Here is a 19,178-nt window from a genome sequence, read left to right as displayed (position 1 = left end):
TCTCGGAGACCGGAGCGACCGGAGCGGCCTCGACCGGAGACGCGGGAGCCGTACGATCACTGCACTCGCTGTCCGAAGGCCTGCCCGGCCCCGTCCAGGGTGAGAGCTTCCCGGGTGGGACCTCCCCAGGTGAGGCCTCTCAGGACGAGTTCTCTCAGGCCGTCACACCGGCGGCGGGTTTTCCCTTCCCTCCGGCAGGCTCCGCGCCGGCCCTTGAGGAGCCTCCCGGCTCGGAGTCACCAGCCCCGATCCCATCGCCTCAGACGACGACTGGACCGATGCCCCGAATCTCGACGCAGCAGAACCCGACAGCTCAGCCCTCGGCCCCCCAGGATGCGAGAGCCCAGGACTCGGCGACACAGGGCACGACGACACCCGGCTCGACGCCCTTCGCCTTCACCCCGGTGACGCCGCCGAGGTCGAAAGCCTCTTCGCCATCCGGATTCGGCGCGGCGCCTTCGACGGCGTTCACGCCCGGACAGGGCGGGGGCGGCTCACAGGAGAACCTGCCGGTCCTGCTGCAGCCCCAGGGCGCCCCTCCGGACGCCCCCAGAGGCACGGCCAAGAAGGTGCTGCTCGCCGCCTGCGCCGTGGTCGTCGTCGGCGCCATCGGCACGGCGGCCTACTACGCGTACACGGACAAGCCGAGCAACGCAGCGCTGAGCGGCACGCCTTCGGCGACCAACGCCCCAGACGCGACCTCGGCGGCCCAGCCGACCCCGATGGCCTCGGCGGTCCTCGATTCCGAGGCCACCGACCCGCGCAAGCTGACGCTGGCGGAGGCGTTCCCCGCTTCGCGGGTCACCCTGGACGGGCGGACGTTCAAGCGCGTCAAGGTCGACATGACGGACAACTGCGCCGACGCGGCGGCCGGGGTGTTCGCCGAGGCGCTCAAGCAGCAGCAATGCCGCCGGGTGCTGAGGGCGACCTACGTGGACGGTAAGCGTGATTACGCGGTCACGACCGGCATCGCCGTACTGCCGACGAAGGACGCCGCGCTCACCGTCGACCAGAAGAAGGACCTCAACGGCAACCTGTGGTTCCGCGGGCTGAACGGCAACGCCGCGAGCGGCGCGGACCGGGTGGCGATCTCCGGCGGCTACGCGGCCGGGATGGTCTGGGGGCGCTACATCGTCTTCAGCTACGCGACCTACGCCGACGGCCACACTCCGGACGCCAAGGACAAGGACCTCGGGCCGGTCAGCGGCGCGTTCCGGGACCACACCGCCCAGGTGATCGAGAAGCGCGTCAGGAGCTGAGCGTACGGACCCGGCGTGTCGCGGCGGCACGCCGGGCCAGCTCCTCCCCGGCCGGGTAGCGCACCTCCTCAAGGGTCAGCCCGTGCGCGGGGGCCACATGCACCCCGGAGTCCCGTACGGCTGCCGCCAGCACCTGGCCGGGCCACTCGACCTGGCGCCTACCCTCCCCGACCGCCAGGAGGGAGCCCACGAGAGCCCGCACCATGGAGTGGCAGAAGGCGTCGGCGATCACGGTGGCGAGGATGATCCCGTCGTCGCCCCTGACCCAGTCGAGCCGCTGGAGCTCCCGGATGGTCGTCGCGCCCTCACGTCTCTTGCAGAACGCCGCGAAGTCGTGCTCGCCGAGGAGCCGCGCCCCGCCTTCGTTGAGGAGATCCACATCGAGCGGCCGGTTGTGCCACAGGACGTCCCGCCGCCTCAGCGGATCCACGCCCCCGGGAGCGTCGCTGACGCGGTAGCCGTACCGCCGGGAGAGCGCGGAGAACCGGGCGTCAAAACCCTCAGGGGCGACGGAGACGGCATGAACCCGAACATCCAGCGGCAGGATCCCCGCCAGCCGTCTGGTGAGCGCAGGGAGCCACTGAGGGCCGTTCTCCCTCCAGGCGGCCTCCACGTCGGCGGGGGGCTGCCCACGGCCGGCCGTGAGGTCGAGAACCGCCAGTGAGCCGACGGGGAGGTCGACGTGGGCCACCTGTCCGCGAGCGTGGACCCCGGCGTCGGTACGGCCGGCCACGGTCAGCGCGGGAGCCGCGTCCAGCCGGAGGATGCGGCCGAGGGCGTCCTCCAACTCGCCCTGGACCGTCCGGCGGCCCGGTTGCCGCGCCCACCCGGAGAAGTCGGTCCCCTCATAGCCCAGGTCGAGCCTCAGCCGAACGTGTCGATCCACGACGTCCCTCCCGTACGGCATGCGAGAGCCGTACAAACGAAAAGCGGGCCCAGCGACCCCCCCGAAGGGAGACTGAGCCCGCTCGCAAAGCCCTGCGGAGTGTCTCGCGGATCTCGTCAGACGGCGGATCCGGTGAACACGACCTGGATCAGGCCTCGTCCTTCTTCTCGTCCGTGCTCTCCGAAGCCTCGGCCTCGGTGGTCGCCGGAGCCTCGGGGGCCTCGGGGGCCTCGGCCTCGGCGGCCGGGGTCTCCTCGACAGCGGGAGCCGTCTCGGCCGCCGGAGCGGTCTGGGCGGCCGGAGCCGTACGGGACACGCGGACCGGGTTCAGCTGCTCGGTCACCAGCTCGATGACCGCCATGGGGGCGTTGTCGCCCTTGCGGGGGCCCACCTTGGTGATCCGGGTGTAGCCACCGGGACGCTCGGCGAACGTCGGCGCGATCTCGGTGAAGAGGTGGTGGACGACGCCCTTGTCACGGACGACGGTCAGCACCTGGCGACGGTTGTGGATGTCGCCCCGCTTCGCCTTGGTGATCAGCCTCTCCGCGAGCGGCCGGAGCCGCTTGGCCTTGGCCTCCGTGGTCCGGATCCGGCCGTGCTGGAACAGCTGGGTGGCGAGGTTCGCCAGGATCAGCCGCTCGTGCGCCGGGCTGCCGCCCAGGCGGGCGCCCTTGGTGGGCTTGGGCATTTCATGCTCCTCATGGATAACCCGCCCCGGCCGTACGAGGTACCGGGGTCGGGCCGACCGGCGAACCGGTCGTATCTAATTGCTGCTCAGTACTGCTCGGTCTCGATGAAGCCGCCGTCCTCGTCGTCGTACCCTCCGCCGGCGACCGCGGTGGGGTCGAATCCGGGCGGGGAGTCCTTGAGGGCGAGAGCCATCTCGTGCAGCTTCTGCTTGACCTCTTCGATCGACTTGGCGCCGAAGTTCCTTATGTCGAGCAGGTCCTGCTCGCTGCGGGCGACGAGCTCACCCACGGTGTGGATGCCCTCGCGCTTGAGGCAGTTGTAGGAGCGGACCGTGAGGTTGAGCTCCTCGATCGGCAGCGCCAGGTCGGCGGCCAGAGCCGCGTCCGTCGGCGACGGGCCGATGTCGATGCCCTCGGCCTCGACGTTGAGCTCGCGGGCCAGGCCGAAGAGCTCGACGAGGGTCTTGCCGGCCGAGGCCACCGCGTCGCGGGGCTTCATGGACGGCTTGGTCTCGACGTCGAGGATCAGACGGTCGAAGTCCGTGCGCTGCTCGACACGGGTCGCCTCGACCTTGTAGGTGACCTTGAGCACCGGGGAGTAGATGGAGTCGATCGGAATCCGGCCGATCTCCTGGCCCGGCTGCTTGTTCTGCGCCGCGGAGACGTAGCCGCGACCGCGCTCGACGGTCAGCTCCATCTCCAGCTTCGCCTTGCCGTTGAGCGTGGCGATGTGGAGGTCGGGGTTGTGCACCTCGACACCGGCCGGAGGCGCGATGTCGGCGGCGGTGACCTCGCCCGGACCCTGCTTGCGCAGGTACATCACCACGGGCTCGTCATGCTCGGACGAGACGACCAGCGACTTGAGGTTCAGGATGATGTCGGTGACGTCTTCCTTGACCCCGGGCACGGTCGAGAACTCGTGCAGCACGCCCTCGATGCGGATGCTGGTGACGGCCGCCCCCGGGATGGAGGACAGCAGCGTGCGCCGCACCGAGTTGCCGATGGTGTAACCGAAGCCCGGCTCCAGCGGCTCGATGATGAACTTGGACCGGTGCTCCTCGAGCGACTCCTCCTGGAGGCTCGGGCGCTGTGCGATGAGCATGTGATGAACTCCTTCTGGGACGGTGCGGCGCGTCGCTCCCCGCGCGGCGGTCCCTTCACTACGGCGGCGCCCGCTATTTGACGCCACTCGCTTACAACCATGATGCCGTACGGCTCGCACGAAGCGGGCCGTACGGCGTCATCGCATGGTCGCGAGGCCCTACTACTTGGAGTAGAGCTCGACGATGAGCTGCTCCTGGACCAGCGTGTCGATCTGCTGGCGGACCGGGAGCTGGTGCACGAGGATGCGCATGCTGTCCGGCACGACGCCCAGCCACGCCGGGACGGTCTTGTCGCCGGCGGTGGCGCGGGCCACCTCGTACGGAAGCAGGTTGCGCGACTTCTCGCGGACCTCGATGATGTCGTGCTCGCGCACGCGGTACGACGGGATGTCGACCTTCTTGCCGTTCACCAGGATGTGTCCGTGACGGACCTGCTGGCGGGCCGCGTCGCGCGACTCGGCGAACCCGGCGCGGTAGACCACGTTGTCGAGACGGCTCTCCAGGATCTGGAGGAGGTTCTCGCCGGTCTTGCCGGTCTTGCGGTTGGCTTCCTCGTAGTAGTTGCGGAACTGCTTCTCGAGGACGCCGTAGATGCGGCGGGTCTTCTGCTTCTCACGAAGCTGGAGCTGGTACTCAGACTCCTTGGGACGGCCGCGGCCGTGCTCACCCGGCGGGTAAGGACGGATCTCGATGGGGCACTTCGCGGACTCGCACTTCTTGCCCTTGAGGAAGAGCTTGGTCTTCTCCCGGCGGCAGAGCTTGCAGTCCGCACCCGTGTAACGAGCCATTTCTCTCTATCTCCTGGACTCAGACGCGGCGGCGCTTGGGCGGACGGCAGCCGTTGTGCGGAACCGGGGTGACGTCCTGGATGGACCCGACCTCGAGGCCGGTCGCCTGAAGCGAACGGATCGCGGTCTCACGGCCGGAGCCGGGGCCCTTGACGAAGACGTCGACCTTCCGCATGCCGTGCTCCATGGCCCGGCGCGCGGCGTTCTCGGCGGCCATCTGCGCGGCGAACGGGGTGGACTTACGGGAGCCCTTGAACCCGACGTGGCCGGCGCTGGCCCAGGAGATCACGTTCCCGTTCGGGTCGGTGATCGAGACGATCGTGTTGTTGAACGTGCTCTTGATGTGGGCGTGCCCGTGAGCGACGTTCTTCTTTTCCTTGCGGCGCACCTTCTTCGGTGCGCCCTGGCGGCTCTTCGGCGGCATTTAAGCGCTATCTCCTGGAATGTGGCTGCTAAGGACTACTTCTTGCCCGGCTTCTTCTTGCCGGCCACGGTCTTCTTCTTGCCCTTGCGGGTGCGCGCGTTCGTCTGCGTCCGCTGACCGTGGACAGGCAGGCCCTTGCGGTGCCGGATGCCCTGGTAACAGCCGATCTCGATCTTGCGGCGGATGTCGGCCTGAACTTCGCGACGGAGGTCACCCTCGATCTTGTAGTTCGCCTCGATGAAGTCACGCATCGGCACGAGCTCGGTGTCGGTGAGCTGGTGGACGCGCAGGTCGGGGCTGACACCCGTCGCGGCCAGGATCTCCTGAGCGCGGGTACGGCCGATTCCGAAAATGTAGGTGAGAGCGATCTCCAACCGCTTGTCGCGGGGGAGGTCGACGCCAACCAGGCGAGCCATGGTGGGCATTCTCCTTCGTTGTGGCGGAGGTCCTGCGCCTCACTTCCCCTCCCCATGCCCGGGGTGAGGGCCCCGGCCTCCGACCGGGGGTCTCCCGCGTGGTACGGCTCCGCGTGGAAATTTCCGCGTGGAAAGCCGCCTTCACGGGTGTGACGCGCGATTACTTTTCTCCGGCTCGGCCCGTCTCGCGGCGAAGCGCGCGACGGCCCGGACCGACGGCCCCACATGCGTCGAGTCCGCTACTGGAGCGGACTCTGCGGGGCCTTGCGGCGACTAGCCCTGGCGCTGCTTGTGGCGCAGGTTGTCGCAGATCACCATGACACGACCGTGCCGGCGGATCACCTTGCACTTGTCGCAGATCTTCTTGACGCTCGGCTTGACCTTCATAGTCCTTATTCGTTCCGCGTATGGCCCGACCTCTACGAGGAGGGACCTACTTGTACCGATAGACGATCCGCCCACGACTCAGGTCGTAGGGGCTCAGCTCGACGACCACCCGGTCGTCGGGAAGGATTCGGATGTAGTGCATCCGCATTCGCCCACTGATGTGGGCAAGGACCTTATGGCCGTTGTCGAGCTGCACCCGGAACATCGCGTTCGGGAGCGACTCAACCACAGTGCCCTCAATCTCGATGGCGCCGTCTTTCTTGGCCATGGCCCTCGCGTTTCGCTGATCGGTCGTCTGAGGTTCGGAACACTAAGCAGCCGCGACCTTCGCACGCTTCCAGAGAGCGGCGGCCAGCCAGACCGCCTATGCGCAAAAGGTCATAGTGAACCGACAAAGTAGTGTACGACAACCTGCCTCCAAATGCGAAACGGAGGCATGGTGTACCGACACAACCAGATCAAAGGGTACCCCAGATTCCGGGCGCGGCTCGCCCCCGGGGAACGGCACCGCGCCCATCCCTCCGGCACCGCCGATATGCCGGATGGATGGGCGCGGGTTCGATCATCGCCACGTTCGCTCCAGCGAGCTGGGCCGTACGGGCGATAAAGATCACTTACCCCGCGGAAAACCGGCCAATGGCGACCCATCGGCAAAGAGTGCGTCTAGGGAGTTTCTGACAAATGCTGCCCGTTGCGAGCGTGGATCCAGATGGATGCATCGCAAGGCGGAGGAGGAGGCCGGAGCGGAGCCTCCGGCCGACGAACCCGGGCCCCGCGGAAATTACGAGCTTGCGAGAAATTTTCGTGGGTGGGGCGACAACGCCGCGAGGCGCCATCTGGGCCGCGCGCGGCAGGGCATGATTTGTCAGACACGACCTACTTGAGGTTGAACTCGTGATGTCGCCGGGTGGCTTAGGTGGGTCTGATTGTCGGGCCGGTCTCGGCGAGGCGGCCGTCTATGACCAGACCGCTGGCCGCCGCTGATTACCTGGTGCGCTCAGTGCGGTCGTCGTACTCTTCGCGGGCGGTGATGACTTCTTCGATGTGCAGCACGGACCACTCCGTGAGCGCCTTCAGCGGTTCCCGTAGCGTCTGGCCGAGCGCGGTCAGCTCATACTCCACGTGCGGCGGCACCTCTGGGTAGACGGTCCGGCTGACCAGCCCGTCGCGTTCGAGGGTGCGCAGCGTCTGGGTGAGCATCTTCTCGCTCACGCCCGCCAGCGCCTGCCGGAGATGACCGAACCGGGAGGTCCCGTTCCGGCCGAGTTCGCCCAGCACGAGGACCGCCCACTTGCTGCCGATCTGGTCGAGCAGGTCCCGCGACGGGCAGCCGCGCTCGTACGGATCGAATGACGGCATGGGCCCGGTCACATTCTCGACAGCAGCCATACGGCTCACCTCAATGCTTTCGCTGCGGTAAGTACCCTACCAAGAAGTGGCTACTCCCCAACAAAGAGTGTCCAGGTCATTCTGTGTTCCATCCCGCGGCGGACGGACCGCGGCAGGCGTGCGGGGCACGCGCGGAAGGAAGGAATGACCATCATGCCGATCGTCGTCACTGGAGCCACCGGCCAGCTGGGCAGGCTCACCGTCGAGGCACTGCTGCGGCGCGGGATCCCGGCCGCGGACATCATCGCGACCGGCCGGGACATCGCCGGGATCAAGGATTTGGCCGACCGAGGCATCACGGTACGCCGCGCCGACTTCGCGGACACGGACGGCCTGGCCGAGGCATTCGCGGGGGCGGACAGGCTGCTGCTGATCTCGGCCTCCGTCCCCGTGGGCGAGCGGGTCGCCAACCACCGCCGCGTGATCGACGCCGCGGCATCCGCAGGCGTGTCGCTAGTGGCGTACACGAGCACGACGCACGCAGACACGGCCACCACCGTCATCGGTGCCACGCACAGCGAGACCGAGGCGTATCTGCGGGACCGCGGAATCCCCAGCGTGCTGCTGCGCAACGGCTGGTACTTGGAGAACTACACCAGCCAACTGCCGCAGATCCTGCAGAACGGCGCGGTCGTCGGCGCCGCAGGCGAGGGGCGGATCAGCGCCGCGTCCCGCGCCGACTACGCCGAGGCCGCAGCGGTCGTCCTCACCGCTGAAGGCCACACCGGCGCCGTGTACGAGCTCGGCGGCGACGAATCCTTCACCCTGACTGAGCTCGCCGCCGCGATCTCCGCTGCGGCCGGAAAGCAGGTTACCTACGCTGACCTCCCGGTGGCCGACTTCGCCCAGGTACTGGACGCCGCGGGCCTACCCGCCGAGCTGGCGGAGGTCCTCGCTGACGCTGACCGCGGTATGAACCGCGGCGAGATGTACACCGACTCTGGCGACTTGCGCCGCCTGATCGGCCGCCCGCCCGTGACCCTGGCCGAGGCACTCGCGGCCGCCCTGCATTACTGAGGTTGAACTCGTGATGTGGCCGGGTTGCTCAGGTGGGTCTGATTGCCAGGCCGGTCTCGGCGAGGCAGCCGTCTATGAGTTCGCTGCGGTACTGGATGTGCCGTAGGCCGCGCCGGATGCGCTGGACGAGGTGTTCAGGGGTACTGAAGGCGACGTTGGAGAGCCAGCCGCGTCGCAGGAGGGACCAGATCCCCTCGACTGGGTTGAGGTCGGGTGCGTAGGGCGGCAGATAGTAGATGGTCAGCCAGTCCCGGGCCTCGGCGAACTTTTGCAGGTCGGCGGCCTTGTGGACGTTGAGGTTGTCCCAGACGAGAACGATCGGGCCACCGAGCTGCTGGTGTGCTGCGATCAACAGGTCCCGGTAGTCGCGCCAGGAGAAGCTCTTGCGCCCATCGCGACGGCCGTCGTCATGGCGGGGCCGGTAGATGAGCCTGGAGCGGCGACCGGGTTTGTAGCAGGTCAGCGCGGCGATGGAGATCCGTCTGCGGGAGCGGCCGCGGACCCGCACCACCGGGGTCCGGCCGCGCTGTGACCAGGTCTTCGCGTGCGGCGGCGTCATGGAAAATCCGGCTTCGTCCTCGAAGACGAGCCAGGCTCCACGGGCCGCCGCGAGTCTTCCGCGCAGGGCCACACCTCCTTGACCCACCCGGCCACCACCCCGTCGTCCCGCTCCATGGCCCGTCGGGCCGGGACCTGCCAGGCCCAGCCGTTACGCGCCAGCGGTTTCCGCACGCCCTGGATCGTGTAGGCCATGTGAAAGCGCCGACCGATCACCGTCTTGATCCGCGCCAGTGTCCAGCGCTGGTCCTCCCAGCCGTGCGCGGTCGGCCCCTTGGCCAGCTCCGCCTCCAGCTGCGCGAACTGCTCCTGGCTCAGCCTCGGCAGCGATGCCGGCCCCTGCGACCGCAGGGCCCGCGGACCGCCCTGCTCCCACTTCTGCCGCCACCGTTGTACCGAGCGGACGTTGACGCGCAGGGCCTTGGCGATGACCGAGCTCGCCTCGCCCTGGGCGAACCGCTCGGCCGCCTTGAGCCGTAACTCCTCGCGGAACTGCTGCCGTTCGGCAGTCAGCCCGCCTCCTTGTGGATATCGCATGCTCCGGTGATACCGCACGGACGACGAGCCATCAGCCCCTACGACACCACGAGTTCAACCTCAGGTAACCGTAGAGACCGCTCTTCGCGGCGGAACGCGGAAAGGGGCCCGCCCCGGAGGACGGACCCCTTGGAAGATCCCAGAAGCGGGCCGTGTCGTTTAGAACACGTCGTGCCAGCCGCCGCAGTCGCTCGCCGGGCCGCCCTCGCAGACGCGGATGTCGAAGTCGTTGAACCCGTGGCTGCCGCTGAAGCCGCCGAAGTGACCGATGTGCAGGTGGCCGAAGGTCCGGTACGACTTGAAGTGGGTGCCACCCTCGTCGTGCCAGCGGAACCAGACGTAGCTGTACTCGTGGTCGTGGTCGCCGTCGTACAGGTCGCCGAAGAACCAGTAGCGGCCGTGGTCCTTGTACCAGTAACCCTTGCTGAAGTACGACCGGTCGCCGCGGTCCTCGTCGTGGCTGCCGCTGTAGCCCGAGTAGGTCGTGCCGAAGAAGTGCTTGAAGGGGCTCGACGCCTCGGCGGTCGCCGCCTGGGCGGCGGGGGCGGCCACGAGACCGGCGGCCAGAGCGCCGGCGACAGCGGTACCGGCCAGAATGGTACGGATCTTGCTCACGATGTCCTCCAGGGGGATTTCCGGAAGATGCTGCTCATCTCCGGACACCCCCGAAGTTACGGAGGATCCGCCCGCCGTTCTGCGGAGGAATGCACACTCAGCGATTCAGGAAATGCGGAAAAATACGTGCTTACCGATCTGGGCGAGAGCTATCGGCGGCGGTCGGATCCGTGCATGCCACCGAAAAGGGTGCCGAGCAGCAGGATCACGCCCCACGGACCCATCACCCAGAGCGGCCACGGGTAGACCATGTGGCCGGACGTGATCCCCACGATGAGCCACACCACCCAGTTGACGCCACTCGCGACCGCCCATGCCGCCCAGCTGGCCTTCAGCGCGCCCTGGGCGGCCGCCGGACGGGCGGGCCGCCCCCGGGGGGCCGACACCGTGGCGGGCAGGGTGTGCAGGTCGATCTCCGGCAGGTCCGCGGTGAGCTTCGCCAGCTCGCCGTACGTCCGGCTCTGGTAGACCTGTTCCAGCCGCTCGTTGAACTCGTCGACGCTGAGCCTGCCCTCGGTGACGTGTTCACGCAGCGCCGCGGCGACCCGATCCCTGTCGCCGTCAGACGCCCGCATCTCCGGAGTTGCCGCCATCACCATCTCCCGCTGATCCGCGCGATAAGACCATTATGTTTCACGGCTCGGTACGGCAGGCCGTCCGGGATCAGGCGTTCTCGCCGGCCTCGGCGAGCAGCCCCCTGAGGCGGGGCTTTCCCCCGTCGAGCGCGGTCAGCACCAGCGGGCCGTCGTCGGTGACGGCGACGCTGTGCTCGAAATGCGCGGACTGCTTGCCGTCCAGCGTGACGACCGTCCAGTCGTCGGCGAGGACCTTCGTGCGGTCGGTGCCGAGGTTCACCATGGGCTCCACGGCGAAGCACATGCCGGCCTCCAGGCGTGGCCCCCGCCCGGGACGGCCGTGGTTGGCCACCCAGGGGTCCATGTGCATCTCGGTGCCGATGCCGTGCCCGCCGTACTCGGCCGGGATGCCGTAGCGGCCCTGGGAGCGCACGTATTTCTCGACGCGGAAGCCGACGTCCGACAGGTGGCCGCCGACCGTGAGCGCGGAGATGCCGCGCCACATGGCCTCCTCGGTGACCCGCATCAGCTCGGTCAAGGCCGGATCGACCTCGCCCACGGGAACCGTGATCGCCGAGTCGCCGTGCCAGCCGTCGAGGATGGCGCCGCAGTCGATGGAGATGATGTCGCCCTCGCGGAGCTTGCGCCGCTCCGTGGGGATGCCGTGCACGACCTCGTCGTTGACGGAGGCGCAGATGGTGGCCGGGAAGCCCTGGTATCCCTTGAACGACGGGATGGCGCCCTCTCCCCGGATGGCCTCCTCGGCGATGGCGTCGAGGTCGAGGGGGGTCAGGCCGGGCTCGACCGACGAACGCAGGAGTTCGAGCGTCCGGGCCACGACCAGACCGGCCGCCCGCATCTGCTCGACCTGTTCGATGGTCTTGATCTGGATTCCGTGCTTACTCTTCTTGAACACTTATGGCACCCCCTCGCCCGATTGTCCCATAAATGGCTGAACGCCACCCCATGGATCGGGGTGGCGTTCGACGCCACGGTAACGACTCAGTCGGCGAACCGTCGCAGGGCCGACATCGCCCGCTGGGTGACCTCCTCGACCGGGCCGGTCGCGTCTACCCCGACGAGGATGCCCTCGTCGGCGTAGAACGAGATCAGCGGCGCCGTCTGCTCCTGGTAGACCTCCAGGCGGTGCCTGATGGTCTCCTCGCGGTCGTCGTCGCGCTGGAAGAGCTCGCCCCCACAGGCGTCGCAGACGCCCGGAGAAGCCGGCGGGTCGAACACCACGTGCCACACCTTGCCGCAGGAGCGGCAGGTGCGCCGGCCCGCCAGGCGCCGCACGACCTCGTCGTCGTCGACGACCAGCTCCAGGACCAGATCGAGCCCGGTGCCGAACTCGGCCAGCATCTTCTTCAGGATCTCCGCTTGCGGCACATTCCGTGGGAAGCCGTCCAGGAGGAAGCCCTCCTGCGCGTCGTCCTCCGCGAGGCGGTCACGGACCATGGCGACCGTCACCTCGTCGGGGACGAGGTCGCCGCGGTCCATGTACTGCTTGGCAAGCTTGCCGAGGTCCGTGCCACCGGAGACGTTGGCGCGGAAGATGTCGCCTGTCGAGATTTTCGGGATCGACAGATGCGAAGCGATGAACTGGGCCTGCGTCCCCTTGCCCGCTCCGGGGGGCCCGACCAGGACGACGCGCACTATCTCAGGAAACCCTCGTAGTTGCGCTGCTGAAGCTGGCTCTCGATCTGCTTGACCGTGTCCAGACCAACACCAACCATGATAAGAATGCTGGTCCCTCCGAACGGGAAGTTCTGACTCGCTCCGGCCAGCGCCAGCGCGAGGATCGGGATCAGCGAGATGACACCCAGATACGGAGCGCCGGCGGCGGTGAGCCGCGTGAGCACATAGTTCAGGTACTCAGCGGTCGGCCGGCCCGGACGGATGCCCGGGATGAACCCACCGTACTTCTTCATGTTGTCGGCCACTTCAACGGGGTTGAAAGTGATGGACACGTAGAAGTAGGTGAAGAAGATGATAAGGAGGAAGAACGTGGCCATGTAGATGGGGTGGTCGCCCTTGACCAGGTTCTGCGCCAGCCACTCCACGATCGCGTTGGGCTGCGAGCTGTTGCCGAACAGCGTGACGAGCAACTGCGGCAGATAGAGGAGCGACGAGGCGAAGATGACCGGGATGATGCCGGCCTGGTTGACCTTCAGCGGGATGTAGGTCGAGGTCCCGCCGTACATCCGGCGGCCCACCATGCGCTTGGCGTACTGCACCGGGATGCGGCGCTGCGCCTGCTCGATGAAGACCACGACCGCGATCATCACGATGCCGACGATCAGGACCACGACGAACTTGAACGCGCTGAGGCGGTAGATGTTCAGCAGCTCGGCCGGGAAGATGGCGATGACCTGCGTGAAGATCAGGATGGACATGCCGTTGCCGACGCCTCGGTCGGTCACCAGCTCGCCCAGCCACATGATCACAGCGGTGCCGGCGGTCATCGTGATCACCATCGTGACGATGGTGAAGACGTCCTGGTTGAGCAGGATCTGCTCGCGGCAGCTCGGGAACAGCGTGCCGCTGCGGGCCAGTGCGACGAATGCCGTCGACTGAAGGACCGCGAGGCCGATGGTGAGGTACCGTGTGTACTGCGTGATCTTGGAGGTGCCGGCCTGGCCCTCCTTCTTCAGGGCCTCCAGGCGCGGGATCACCACCGTCAGGAGCTGCAAGATGATGCTGGCGGTGATGTACGGCATGATGCCGAGCGCGAACACGGACAGCTTCAGCAGCGCACCGCCACTGAAGAGCTGAACCATTCCGTAGATGTTGCCGGAATCGCCGGCCTGAGCCTGGTCGAGGCACGTACGGACGTTCGCGGCGTTCACGCCGGGAGTGGGAAGTACCGAGCCGAGCCGGAACAGCGCGATGATGCCCAAAGTGAAGAGCAGCTTCTTGCGCAGGTCAGGCGTCCGGAATGCCCGGGTAATCGCGGTTAGCACGGTCCCTCCTGCGCGCCTGTGACGCGGTAACGGTCGGCGATGGTCTGGGGGGCGTCCATCGACATGTCTTCTTGCCAGTGAGCTTGCGAATGAGCTTGGTCGGGCAGGAAACGAGCCCGCTGCCCAGCGAACTCTAACGCACTACGGGCGCGGAGGCTCATAACGAACCTCCGCGCCTCGCGCAGCATAATGCCTACAGCTCGGAAACCGAGCCGCCGGCCGCGGCGATCTTCTCCTTGGCGCTGGCGGAGAAGGCGTGCGCCTGCACGTTCAACGCCACGGAGATCTCACCGGTTCCCAGCACCTTGACGGGCTGGTTCTTACGGACGGCACCCTTGGCGACCAGGTCGTCCAGCGTGACGTCGCCGCCCTGCGGGAAGAGCTCACCGAGCCTGTCCAGGTTGACGACCTGGTAGGTCGTCTTGAACAGGGCGTTGGAGAAGCCCTTGAGCTTGGGCAGGCGCCGCTGGAGCGGGACCTGACCACCCTCGAAGCCGAGCGGGACGTTCGTCCGGGACTTGGTGCCCTTGGTGCCACGGCCGGCTGTCTTGCCCTTGGAGCCCTCGCCACGGCCCTTGCGGACCTTGGGCCTGTTGGCGCCGGGGGCCGGACGCAGGTCGTGCAGCTTGAGCGGAGCGTTCTCAGTCATGACTAGTCGACCTCTTCAACCTCGACGAGGTGCGTCACCACGGCGACCATCCCCCGGATCTCCGGGCGGTCCTCCTTGACGACGACGTCGCCGATGCGCTTCAGGCCCAGCGAGCGAAGCGAGTCACGCTGGTTCTGCTTGCCACCGATCTTCGACCGGGTCTGGGTGATCTTCAGACGCGCCATCGGCTAGCTCACCGCCTTCGCCGCGGCGGCGGCCTCGGCGAGGCCCTCCGCACGCGCCTTCAGCATCGCCTTGGGGGCGACGTCCTCGATCGGAAGGCCACGACGGGCGGCGATCTCCTCGGGCCTGCTGAGGCCCTTCAGAGCCGCCACGGTGGCGTGCACGATGTTGATCGGGTTGTCCGAGCCGAGCGACTTGGACAGCACGTCGTGGATCCCGGCGCACTCCAGGACCGCGCGCACCGGGCCACCCGCGATCACACCGGTACCGGCCGAGGCCGGACGCAGGAGGACGACGCCCGCGGCGTCCTCGCCCTGCACGGTGTGCGGGATGGTGCCCTGGATGCGCGGCACCTTGAAGAAGTGCTTCTTGGCCTCCTCGACGCCCTTGGCGATCGCCGCGGGCACCTCCTTGGCCTTGCCGTAGCCGACCCCGACGAGGCCGTTGCCGTCGCCGACGATGACCAGCGCGGTGAAGCTGAAGCGCCGGCCACCCTTGACGACCTTGGCCACTCGGTTGATCTTCACGACGCGCTCGATGTACGAGACGCCCTTCTCTGCGGCGCCACCGCGGCGATCGTCACGACGGTCACGCCGCTCGCCACCGCCGCCTGCGCCGCGACGCGGTGCTGCAGCCATCAGTGGTTCCTCTTCTCGTTGCTCATGCGGGCCATCAGAAGTTCAGCCCGCCTTCACGGGCGCTGTCCGCGAGAGCGGCGAGCCGCCCCGCGTAGCGGTTGCCACCGCGGTCGAACACGACAGCGGTGATACCGGCGCTCTTGGCCCGCTGAGCGAGAAGCTCGCCGACCTTCTTCGCCTTCTCCGTCTTGTCACCCTCGGCGCCGCGCAGCGAGGCGTCCATCGTGGAGGCGCTCACCAGCGTGTGACCCTTGGTGTCATCGACGATCTGCACGAACAGGTGCCGCGTGGACCGGTTGACGACCAGACGCGGACGCTCTGCCGTACCGAAGACGTTCTTGCGGACGCGGCGGTGTCGGCGGGCCCGCGAGACGGCGCGGGCGGCCGTGTGCTTGCCGAACGCAGTCTTGCCAGCCATGCCTACTTACCAGCCTTTCCGACCTTGCGGCGGACAACTTCGCCCTGGTAACGCACACCCTTGCCCTTGTACGGGTCGGGCTTGCGCAACTTCCTGATGTTCGCGGCGACCTCGCCGACCTTCTGCTTGTCGATGCCGTCCACGTGGAACAGGGTCGGCCTCTCGACTCGGAAGGTCACGCCCTCGGGCGCGTCGACGATCACCGGGTGGCTGAAGCCCAGGGAGAACTCCAGCTGCGTCGGGCCCTTGGCCTGGACGCGGTAACCGACGCCGACGATCTCCAGCGTCTTCGTGTACCCCTGGGTCACGCCCGACACCATGTTGGCGATGAGCGTGCGAGACAGGCCGTGCAGCGCACGGACCTTGTTCTCGTCGTTGGGGCGGGTGACGGCGATGGTGCCGTCCTCGGACCGAGACACCTCGATGGGCTCGGCGACCGTGTGAGAAAGCGTGCCCTTCGGCCCCTTGACCTGGACATCCCGGCCATTGATGGCGATGTCGACACCCGTGGGTACGGGGATGGGCAGCCGTCCGATTCTCGACATGCTGTGATTCCTCCCCTCGTTACCAGACGTAGGCGAGGACTTCCCCGCCCACTCCACGCTTGCCGGCCTGCTTGTCCGTCATGAGCCCGCCGGACGTCGAGATGATCGCGACGCCCAGACCGCCCAGGACTCGGGGCAGGTTGTCCTTCTTTGCATAGACCCGCAGACCGGGCTTGGAAACCCGGCGCAAGCCCGCGAGCGAACGCTCACGGCTCGGCCCGAACTTGAGCTCCACCACGAGGTTCTTGCCGACCTTGGCGTCCTCGACGCTCCAGGCCTGGATGTAACCCTCCTGCTGGAGGATCTCGGCGATGTGCGCCTTGATCTTCGAGTAGGGCATGGTCACGGTGTCGTGATAAGCCGAGTTCGCGTTACGCAGACGCGTCAGCATGTCTGCGATCGGGTCGGTCATCGTCATGGCCGGTGGCCTTCCTCACCGCGGTTTCCCACGCTCTCATTCGTGTCTTCGACACGAGGCGGGGACCTACGGTGTGGTCGTGGGCGCTGGTGACAGCGCCCGGATTGATATGACTTCTGGTGTTGTGCGGCCGGTTACCCGGGAGGGTTACCAGCTCGACTTGGCGATGCCGGGCAGCTCGCCCCGGTGCGCCATCTCGCGGAAGCAGATGCGGCACAGGCCGAACTTGCGGTAGACAGCGCGGGGACGACCGCAGCGCGAACACCGAGTGTACGCCCTGACCTCGAACTTCTGCTTGCGCGCTGCCTTGACCTTCAGCGACGTCTTCGCCATGATCAGGCCTCCTTGAAGGGGAATCCGAGGAGCTTCAGCAGCGCCCGGCCCTGCTCGTCGTTCTTCGCGGTGGTCACGACCGTGATGTCCATGCCCCGCTGCCGGTCCACCCGGTCCTGGTCGACCTCGTGGAACATGACCTGCTCGGTGAGCCCGAAGGTGTAGTTGCCGTTGCCGTCGAACTGCTTCGGCGACAGGCCCCGGAAGTCACGGATACGCGGAAGCGCGAGTGACAGCAGCCGGTCGAGGAACTCCCACATCCGGTCGCCGCGCAGCGTCACGTGGGCGCCGATCGGCATGCCCTCGCGGAGCTTGAACTGCGCGATGGACTTGCGGGCGCGGGCGACGGCCGGCTTCTGACCGGTGATCGCGGTGAGGTCGCGGACGGCGCCCTCGATCAGCTTCGAGTCGCGGGCGGCCTCGCCGACGCCCATGTTCACCTTGATCTTGGTGACCGTGGGCACCAGCATGATGTTCTCGATGCCGAACTCCTCGCGCAGCTTCGCGATGATCTCCTCGCGGTAACGCTGCTTGAGGCGCGGAATGGTCCGCTCAGTGGTCTCAGTGGTGGCGGTCATCAGCTGTCCTCACCCGTCTCGTCGGCCTTCTTCTCGGCCTTCTTCGCGGGCTTGTTCTCGGGCTTCTCGTCATCCTTGAGCTTCTTGACGTTGCTCACGTGGATGGGGGCCTCCATGGTCTGCACGCCGCCTTCCTTGGCGCCGCGCGGACCCTGGTGGGTCACCTTGGAGTGCTTCTTGATCAGGTTCACGCCCTCGACCACCACGCGGTCCTCGCGCGGGAAGGCGGCGATGATCCTGCCCTTGGCACCCTTGTCCTTGCCGGCGATGACCTGGACCAGGTCACCCTTCTTCACATGCAGCTTCGGCATTACAACACCTCCGGCGCGAGCGAGATGATGCGCATGAACTTCTTGTCGCGCAGCTCGCGGCCGACCGGGCCGAAGATACGCGTGCCCCGGGGGTCACCACTGTCCTTGATGATGACCGCGGCGTTCTCGTCGAAGCGGATGTAGGAGCCGTCGGGGCGGCGGCGCTCCTTGACGGTGCGCACCACGACAGCCTTGACAACGTCGCCTTTTTTCACGCCGCCGCCGGGAATGGCGTCCTTCACCGTCGCAACGATGATGTCGCCGATTCCCGCGTAGCGCCGACCCGAGCCGCCGAGCACGCGGATGCAGAGAATCTCCTTGGCACCCGTGTTGTCGGCGACCTTGAGCCGCGACTCCTGCTGGATCACGTCTACTCCTGTGTGTCGCGCCGGTTCTCACCTTCGTGGTGAGCCTGGCGGAACCTGATGTGGTCTTTTTCCCTCGGCGACAGCCGTACCGACCGCCGCCGCGGGCGGACCGGGCCTCTGAGCGGCCCAGCCCCTTGGACACCGTCATGGGGGGTGGTCTCCCACCCCCCACGAGGCGCGTCTTGTGTTACTTGGCCTTCTCGAGGATCTCGACGACCCGCCAGCGCTTGCTGGCGGACAGCGGCCGGGTCTCCATCAGGAGGACGCGGTCGCCGACGCCGCACGAGTTCTGCTCGTCGTGGGCCTTGTACTTCGTCGTACGGCGGATGACCTTGCCGTACAGCGGGTGCTTGACGCGGTCCTCGACGGCGACGACGACGGTCTTGTCCATCTTGTCGCTGACGACCAGACCCTCGCGGGTCTTGCGGTAGTTCCGCGCCTGCTTCTCGGTTGCCTCGGTTGTCTCAGTTGCTTCAGCCATCGCTCGACTCCTTCTCGACCGTGACGATGCCGAGCTCCCGCTCGCGCATCACGGTGTAGATACGGGCGATCTCGCGGCGGACGGCGCGCAGCCGCCCGTGGCTCTCCAACTGACCGGTCGCCGCCTGGAAGCGGAGGTTGAACAGCTCCTCCTTGGCTTCCTTCAGCTTCTGGACCAGGACGTCCTGGTCCTCCACACGCAGCTCACCGGCGGTCAGGCCCTTAGCCATCACGCCTCACCCACTTCACGCTTAACGAACCGGCACTTCATGGGCAGCTTGTGCATCGCACGCCGCATGGCCTCGCGGGCCACGGGCTCGGCGACACCGGACAGCTCGAACATGACGCGGCCGGGCTTGACATTGGCGATCCACCACTCCGGAGAACCCTTACCGGAACCCATGCGGGTCTCGGCCGGCTTCTTGGTGAGGGGACGGTCCGGGTAGATGTTGATCCACACCTTGCCGCCACGGCGGATGTGCCGGGTCATGGCGATACGCGCGGCCTCGATCTGGCGGTTGGTCACGTAGGAGTGCTCAAGCGCCTGGATGCCGAACTCGCCGAAGACGACCCTGGTGCCGCCCTTGGCGGCTCCGCTGCGGTCGGGCCGGTGCTGCTTACGGTGCTTGACCCTGCGAGGGATCAGCATGG

At 67.3% G+C, this 19,178-nt stretch carries 31 protein-coding genes; 2 read left to right on the top strand and 29 right to left on the bottom strand.

What is annotated here, in order from left to right; genetic code table 11:
- Positions 1 to 278: 278 nt before the first annotated feature.
- The gene (locus N5079_RS00220; RefSeq protein ID WP_261581167.1) at positions 279 to 1,259 is read left to right on the top strand and encodes a hypothetical protein; all 981 of its coding nucleotides are present in this window, start codon (positions 279 to 281) and stop codon (positions 1,257 to 1,259) included.
- Here N5079_RS00220 and truA read toward each other — a convergent pair.
- From truA to N5079_RS00175, 9 genes are all read right to left on the bottom strand, one after another.
- Positions 1,249 to 2,166 (bottom strand): tRNA pseudouridine(38-40) synthase TruA, encoded by a 918-nt coding sequence (gene truA, locus N5079_RS00215; protein ID WP_261581166.1) that lies wholly within the window; start codon positions 2,164 to 2,166, stop codon positions 1,249 to 1,251. The genes N5079_RS00220 and truA overlap by 11 nt on opposite strands.
- 127 nt (positions 2,167 to 2,293) lie before the next feature.
- Positions 2,294 to 2,833, bottom strand: a complete 540-nt coding sequence (gene rplQ / locus N5079_RS00210) for a 50S ribosomal protein L17 (protein WP_261581165.1) — start codon at positions 2,831 to 2,833, stop codon at positions 2,294 to 2,296.
- An 86-nt stretch (positions 2,834 to 2,919) separates the two neighbouring features.
- Positions 2,920 to 3,936: a DNA-directed RNA polymerase subunit alpha gene (locus N5079_RS00205; protein ID WP_261581164.1), complete on the bottom strand. Its 1,017-nt coding sequence runs from the start codon at positions 3,934 to 3,936 to the stop codon at positions 2,920 to 2,922.
- A 162-nt stretch (positions 3,937 to 4,098) separates the two neighbouring features.
- Positions 4,099 to 4,725 (bottom strand): 30S ribosomal protein S4, encoded by a 627-nt coding sequence (gene rpsD / locus N5079_RS00200; RefSeq protein ID WP_261581163.1) that lies wholly within the window; start codon positions 4,723 to 4,725, stop codon positions 4,099 to 4,101.
- A gap of 19 nt (positions 4,726 to 4,744) precedes the next feature.
- Positions 4,745 to 5,149 (bottom strand): 30S ribosomal protein S11, encoded by a 405-nt coding sequence (gene rpsK, locus N5079_RS00195; RefSeq protein ID WP_020542285.1) that lies wholly within the window; start codon positions 5,147 to 5,149, stop codon positions 4,745 to 4,747.
- A 35-nt stretch (positions 5,150 to 5,184) separates the two neighbouring features.
- Positions 5,185 to 5,565: a 30S ribosomal protein S13 gene (gene rpsM / locus N5079_RS00190; RefSeq protein ID WP_261581162.1), complete on the bottom strand. Its 381-nt coding sequence runs from the start codon at positions 5,563 to 5,565 to the stop codon at positions 5,185 to 5,187.
- 273 nt (positions 5,566 to 5,838) lie between these two features.
- Positions 5,839 to 5,952 (bottom strand): 50S ribosomal protein L36, encoded by a 114-nt coding sequence (gene rpmJ, locus N5079_RS00185; RefSeq protein WP_003956441.1) that lies wholly within the window; start codon positions 5,950 to 5,952, stop codon positions 5,839 to 5,841.
- A 46-nt stretch (positions 5,953 to 5,998) separates the two neighbouring features.
- On the bottom strand, positions 5,999 to 6,220 hold the full coding sequence (gene infA / locus N5079_RS00180) for a translation initiation factor IF-1 (RefSeq protein WP_012887858.1): 222 nt from the start codon (positions 6,218 to 6,220) through the stop codon (positions 5,999 to 6,001).
- Positions 6,221 to 6,936: 716 nt separating this feature from the next.
- Positions 6,937 to 7,341, bottom strand: coding sequence for a winged helix-turn-helix transcriptional regulator (locus tag N5079_RS00175; protein WP_067253666.1), 405 nt, complete (start codon positions 7,339 to 7,341; stop codon positions 6,937 to 6,939).
- A gap of 153 nt (positions 7,342 to 7,494) precedes the next feature.
- Here N5079_RS00175 and N5079_RS00170 point away from each other — a divergent pair, with 153 nt between their 5' ends.
- Positions 7,495 to 8,358: an SDR family oxidoreductase gene (locus N5079_RS00170; protein WP_253768558.1), complete on the top strand. Its 864-nt coding sequence runs from the start codon at positions 7,495 to 7,497 to the stop codon at positions 8,356 to 8,358.
- A 28-nt stretch (positions 8,359 to 8,386) separates the two neighbouring features.
- Here N5079_RS00170 and N5079_RS00165 read toward each other — a convergent pair whose 3' ends face one another.
- The 20 genes from N5079_RS00165 to rplP all read right to left on the bottom strand — a co-directional run bounded on the left by N5079_RS00165 (position 8,387) and on the right by rplP (position 19,176).
- On the bottom strand, positions 8,387 to 8,989 hold the full coding sequence (locus N5079_RS00165) for an IS630 family transposase (protein WP_261581161.1): 603 nt from the start codon (positions 8,987 to 8,989) through the stop codon (positions 8,387 to 8,389).
- Entirely contained in the window at positions 8,914 to 9,453 is a 540-nt protein-coding gene (locus N5079_RS00160; RefSeq protein WP_261581160.1) for a helix-turn-helix domain-containing protein, read from the bottom strand. Before N5079_RS00160 ends, N5079_RS00165 begins: the two co-directional genes overlap by 76 nt.
- A gap of 159 nt (positions 9,454 to 9,612) precedes the next feature.
- Positions 9,613 to 10,068, bottom strand: coding sequence for a hypothetical protein (locus N5079_RS00155; RefSeq protein ID WP_261581159.1), 456 nt, complete (start codon positions 10,066 to 10,068; stop codon positions 9,613 to 9,615).
- A 149-nt stretch (positions 10,069 to 10,217) separates the two neighbouring features.
- A complete protein-coding gene (locus N5079_RS00150; RefSeq protein ID WP_261581158.1) occupies positions 10,218 to 10,661 on the bottom strand; it encodes a DUF1707 domain-containing protein in 444 nt (147 codons plus the stop codon).
- Between the two features lie 70 nt (positions 10,662 to 10,731).
- Complete coding sequence (map, locus tag N5079_RS00145; protein WP_261581157.1) at positions 10,732 to 11,559, bottom strand: type I methionyl aminopeptidase; 828 nt, start codon at positions 11,557 to 11,559, stop codon at positions 10,732 to 10,734.
- Between the two features lie 86 nt (positions 11,560 to 11,645).
- Positions 11,646 to 12,299, bottom strand: coding sequence for an adenylate kinase (locus N5079_RS00140; RefSeq protein ID WP_261581156.1), 654 nt, complete (start codon positions 12,297 to 12,299; stop codon positions 11,646 to 11,648).
- Positions 12,299 to 13,606 (bottom strand): preprotein translocase subunit SecY, encoded by a 1,308-nt coding sequence (gene secY, locus N5079_RS00135; protein ID WP_261581155.1) that lies wholly within the window; start codon positions 13,604 to 13,606, stop codon positions 12,299 to 12,301. The genes N5079_RS00140 and secY overlap by 1 nt, the downstream gene beginning before the upstream one ends.
- A gap of 193 nt (positions 13,607 to 13,799) precedes the next feature.
- Positions 13,800 to 14,255: a 50S ribosomal protein L15 gene (gene rplO / locus N5079_RS00130; protein WP_261581154.1), complete on the bottom strand. Its 456-nt coding sequence runs from the start codon at positions 14,253 to 14,255 to the stop codon at positions 13,800 to 13,802.
- 2 nt (positions 14,256 to 14,257) lie between these two features.
- Positions 14,258 to 14,440, bottom strand: a complete 183-nt coding sequence (gene rpmD, locus N5079_RS00125; RefSeq protein WP_030451484.1) for a 50S ribosomal protein L30 — start codon at positions 14,438 to 14,440, stop codon at positions 14,258 to 14,260.
- 3 nt (positions 14,441 to 14,443) lie between these two features.
- Positions 14,444 to 15,076, bottom strand: a complete 633-nt coding sequence (rpsE, locus tag N5079_RS00120) for a 30S ribosomal protein S5 (protein WP_261581153.1) — start codon at positions 15,074 to 15,076, stop codon at positions 14,444 to 14,446.
- A 34-nt stretch (positions 15,077 to 15,110) separates the two neighbouring features.
- Positions 15,111 to 15,494 (bottom strand): 50S ribosomal protein L18, encoded by a 384-nt coding sequence (gene rplR / locus N5079_RS00115; protein ID WP_261581152.1) that lies wholly within the window; start codon positions 15,492 to 15,494, stop codon positions 15,111 to 15,113.
- A 2-nt stretch (positions 15,495 to 15,496) separates the two neighbouring features.
- Positions 15,497 to 16,039: a 50S ribosomal protein L6 gene (gene rplF, locus N5079_RS00110; RefSeq protein ID WP_261581151.1), complete on the bottom strand. Its 543-nt coding sequence runs from the start codon at positions 16,037 to 16,039 to the stop codon at positions 15,497 to 15,499.
- A 19-nt stretch (positions 16,040 to 16,058) separates the two neighbouring features.
- Positions 16,059 to 16,457, bottom strand: coding sequence for a 30S ribosomal protein S8 (gene rpsH, locus N5079_RS00105; RefSeq protein ID WP_066933619.1), 399 nt, complete (start codon positions 16,455 to 16,457; stop codon positions 16,059 to 16,061).
- Between the two features lie 147 nt (positions 16,458 to 16,604).
- Complete coding sequence (locus tag N5079_RS00100; protein WP_261581150.1) at positions 16,605 to 16,790, bottom strand: type Z 30S ribosomal protein S14; 186 nt, start codon at positions 16,788 to 16,790, stop codon at positions 16,605 to 16,607.
- A 2-nt stretch (positions 16,791 to 16,792) separates the two neighbouring features.
- Positions 16,793 to 17,368, bottom strand: coding sequence for a 50S ribosomal protein L5 (gene rplE, locus N5079_RS00095; RefSeq protein WP_261581149.1), 576 nt, complete (start codon positions 17,366 to 17,368; stop codon positions 16,793 to 16,795).
- Positions 17,368 to 17,670 carry a 50S ribosomal protein L24 gene (gene rplX, locus N5079_RS00090; protein ID WP_261581836.1) on the bottom strand — a complete coding sequence of 101 codons (303 nt, stop codon included), beginning with the start codon at positions 17,668 to 17,670 and terminating at the stop codon, positions 17,368 to 17,370. The genes rplE and rplX overlap by 1 nt, the downstream gene beginning before the upstream one ends.
- Positions 17,671 to 17,678: 8 nt before the next feature.
- A complete protein-coding gene (rplN, locus tag N5079_RS00085) occupies positions 17,679 to 18,047 on the bottom strand; it encodes a 50S ribosomal protein L14 (RefSeq protein ID WP_055482781.1) in 369 nt (122 codons plus the stop codon).
- Between the two features lie 187 nt (positions 18,048 to 18,234).
- Positions 18,235 to 18,528 (bottom strand): 30S ribosomal protein S17, encoded by a 294-nt coding sequence (gene rpsQ / locus N5079_RS00080; RefSeq protein WP_261581148.1) that lies wholly within the window; start codon positions 18,526 to 18,528, stop codon positions 18,235 to 18,237.
- Positions 18,521 to 18,757, bottom strand: coding sequence for a 50S ribosomal protein L29 (gene rpmC / locus N5079_RS00075; RefSeq protein ID WP_061253673.1), 237 nt, complete (start codon positions 18,755 to 18,757; stop codon positions 18,521 to 18,523). Before rpmC ends, rpsQ begins: the two co-directional genes overlap by 8 nt.
- Positions 18,757 to 19,176, bottom strand: coding sequence for a 50S ribosomal protein L16 (gene rplP / locus N5079_RS00070; protein WP_261581147.1), 420 nt, complete (start codon positions 19,174 to 19,176; stop codon positions 18,757 to 18,759). Before rplP ends, rpmC begins: the two co-directional genes overlap by 1 nt.
- Positions 19,177 to 19,178: the final 2 nt, after the last annotated feature.

This window comes from Planotetraspora sp. A-T 1434 (assembly GCF_025420585.1).
Lineage (GTDB): Bacteria > Actinomycetota > Actinomycetes > Streptosporangiales > Streptosporangiaceae > JAOEGB01.
This window is presented reverse-complemented; position numbering and strand designations above follow the sequence as displayed.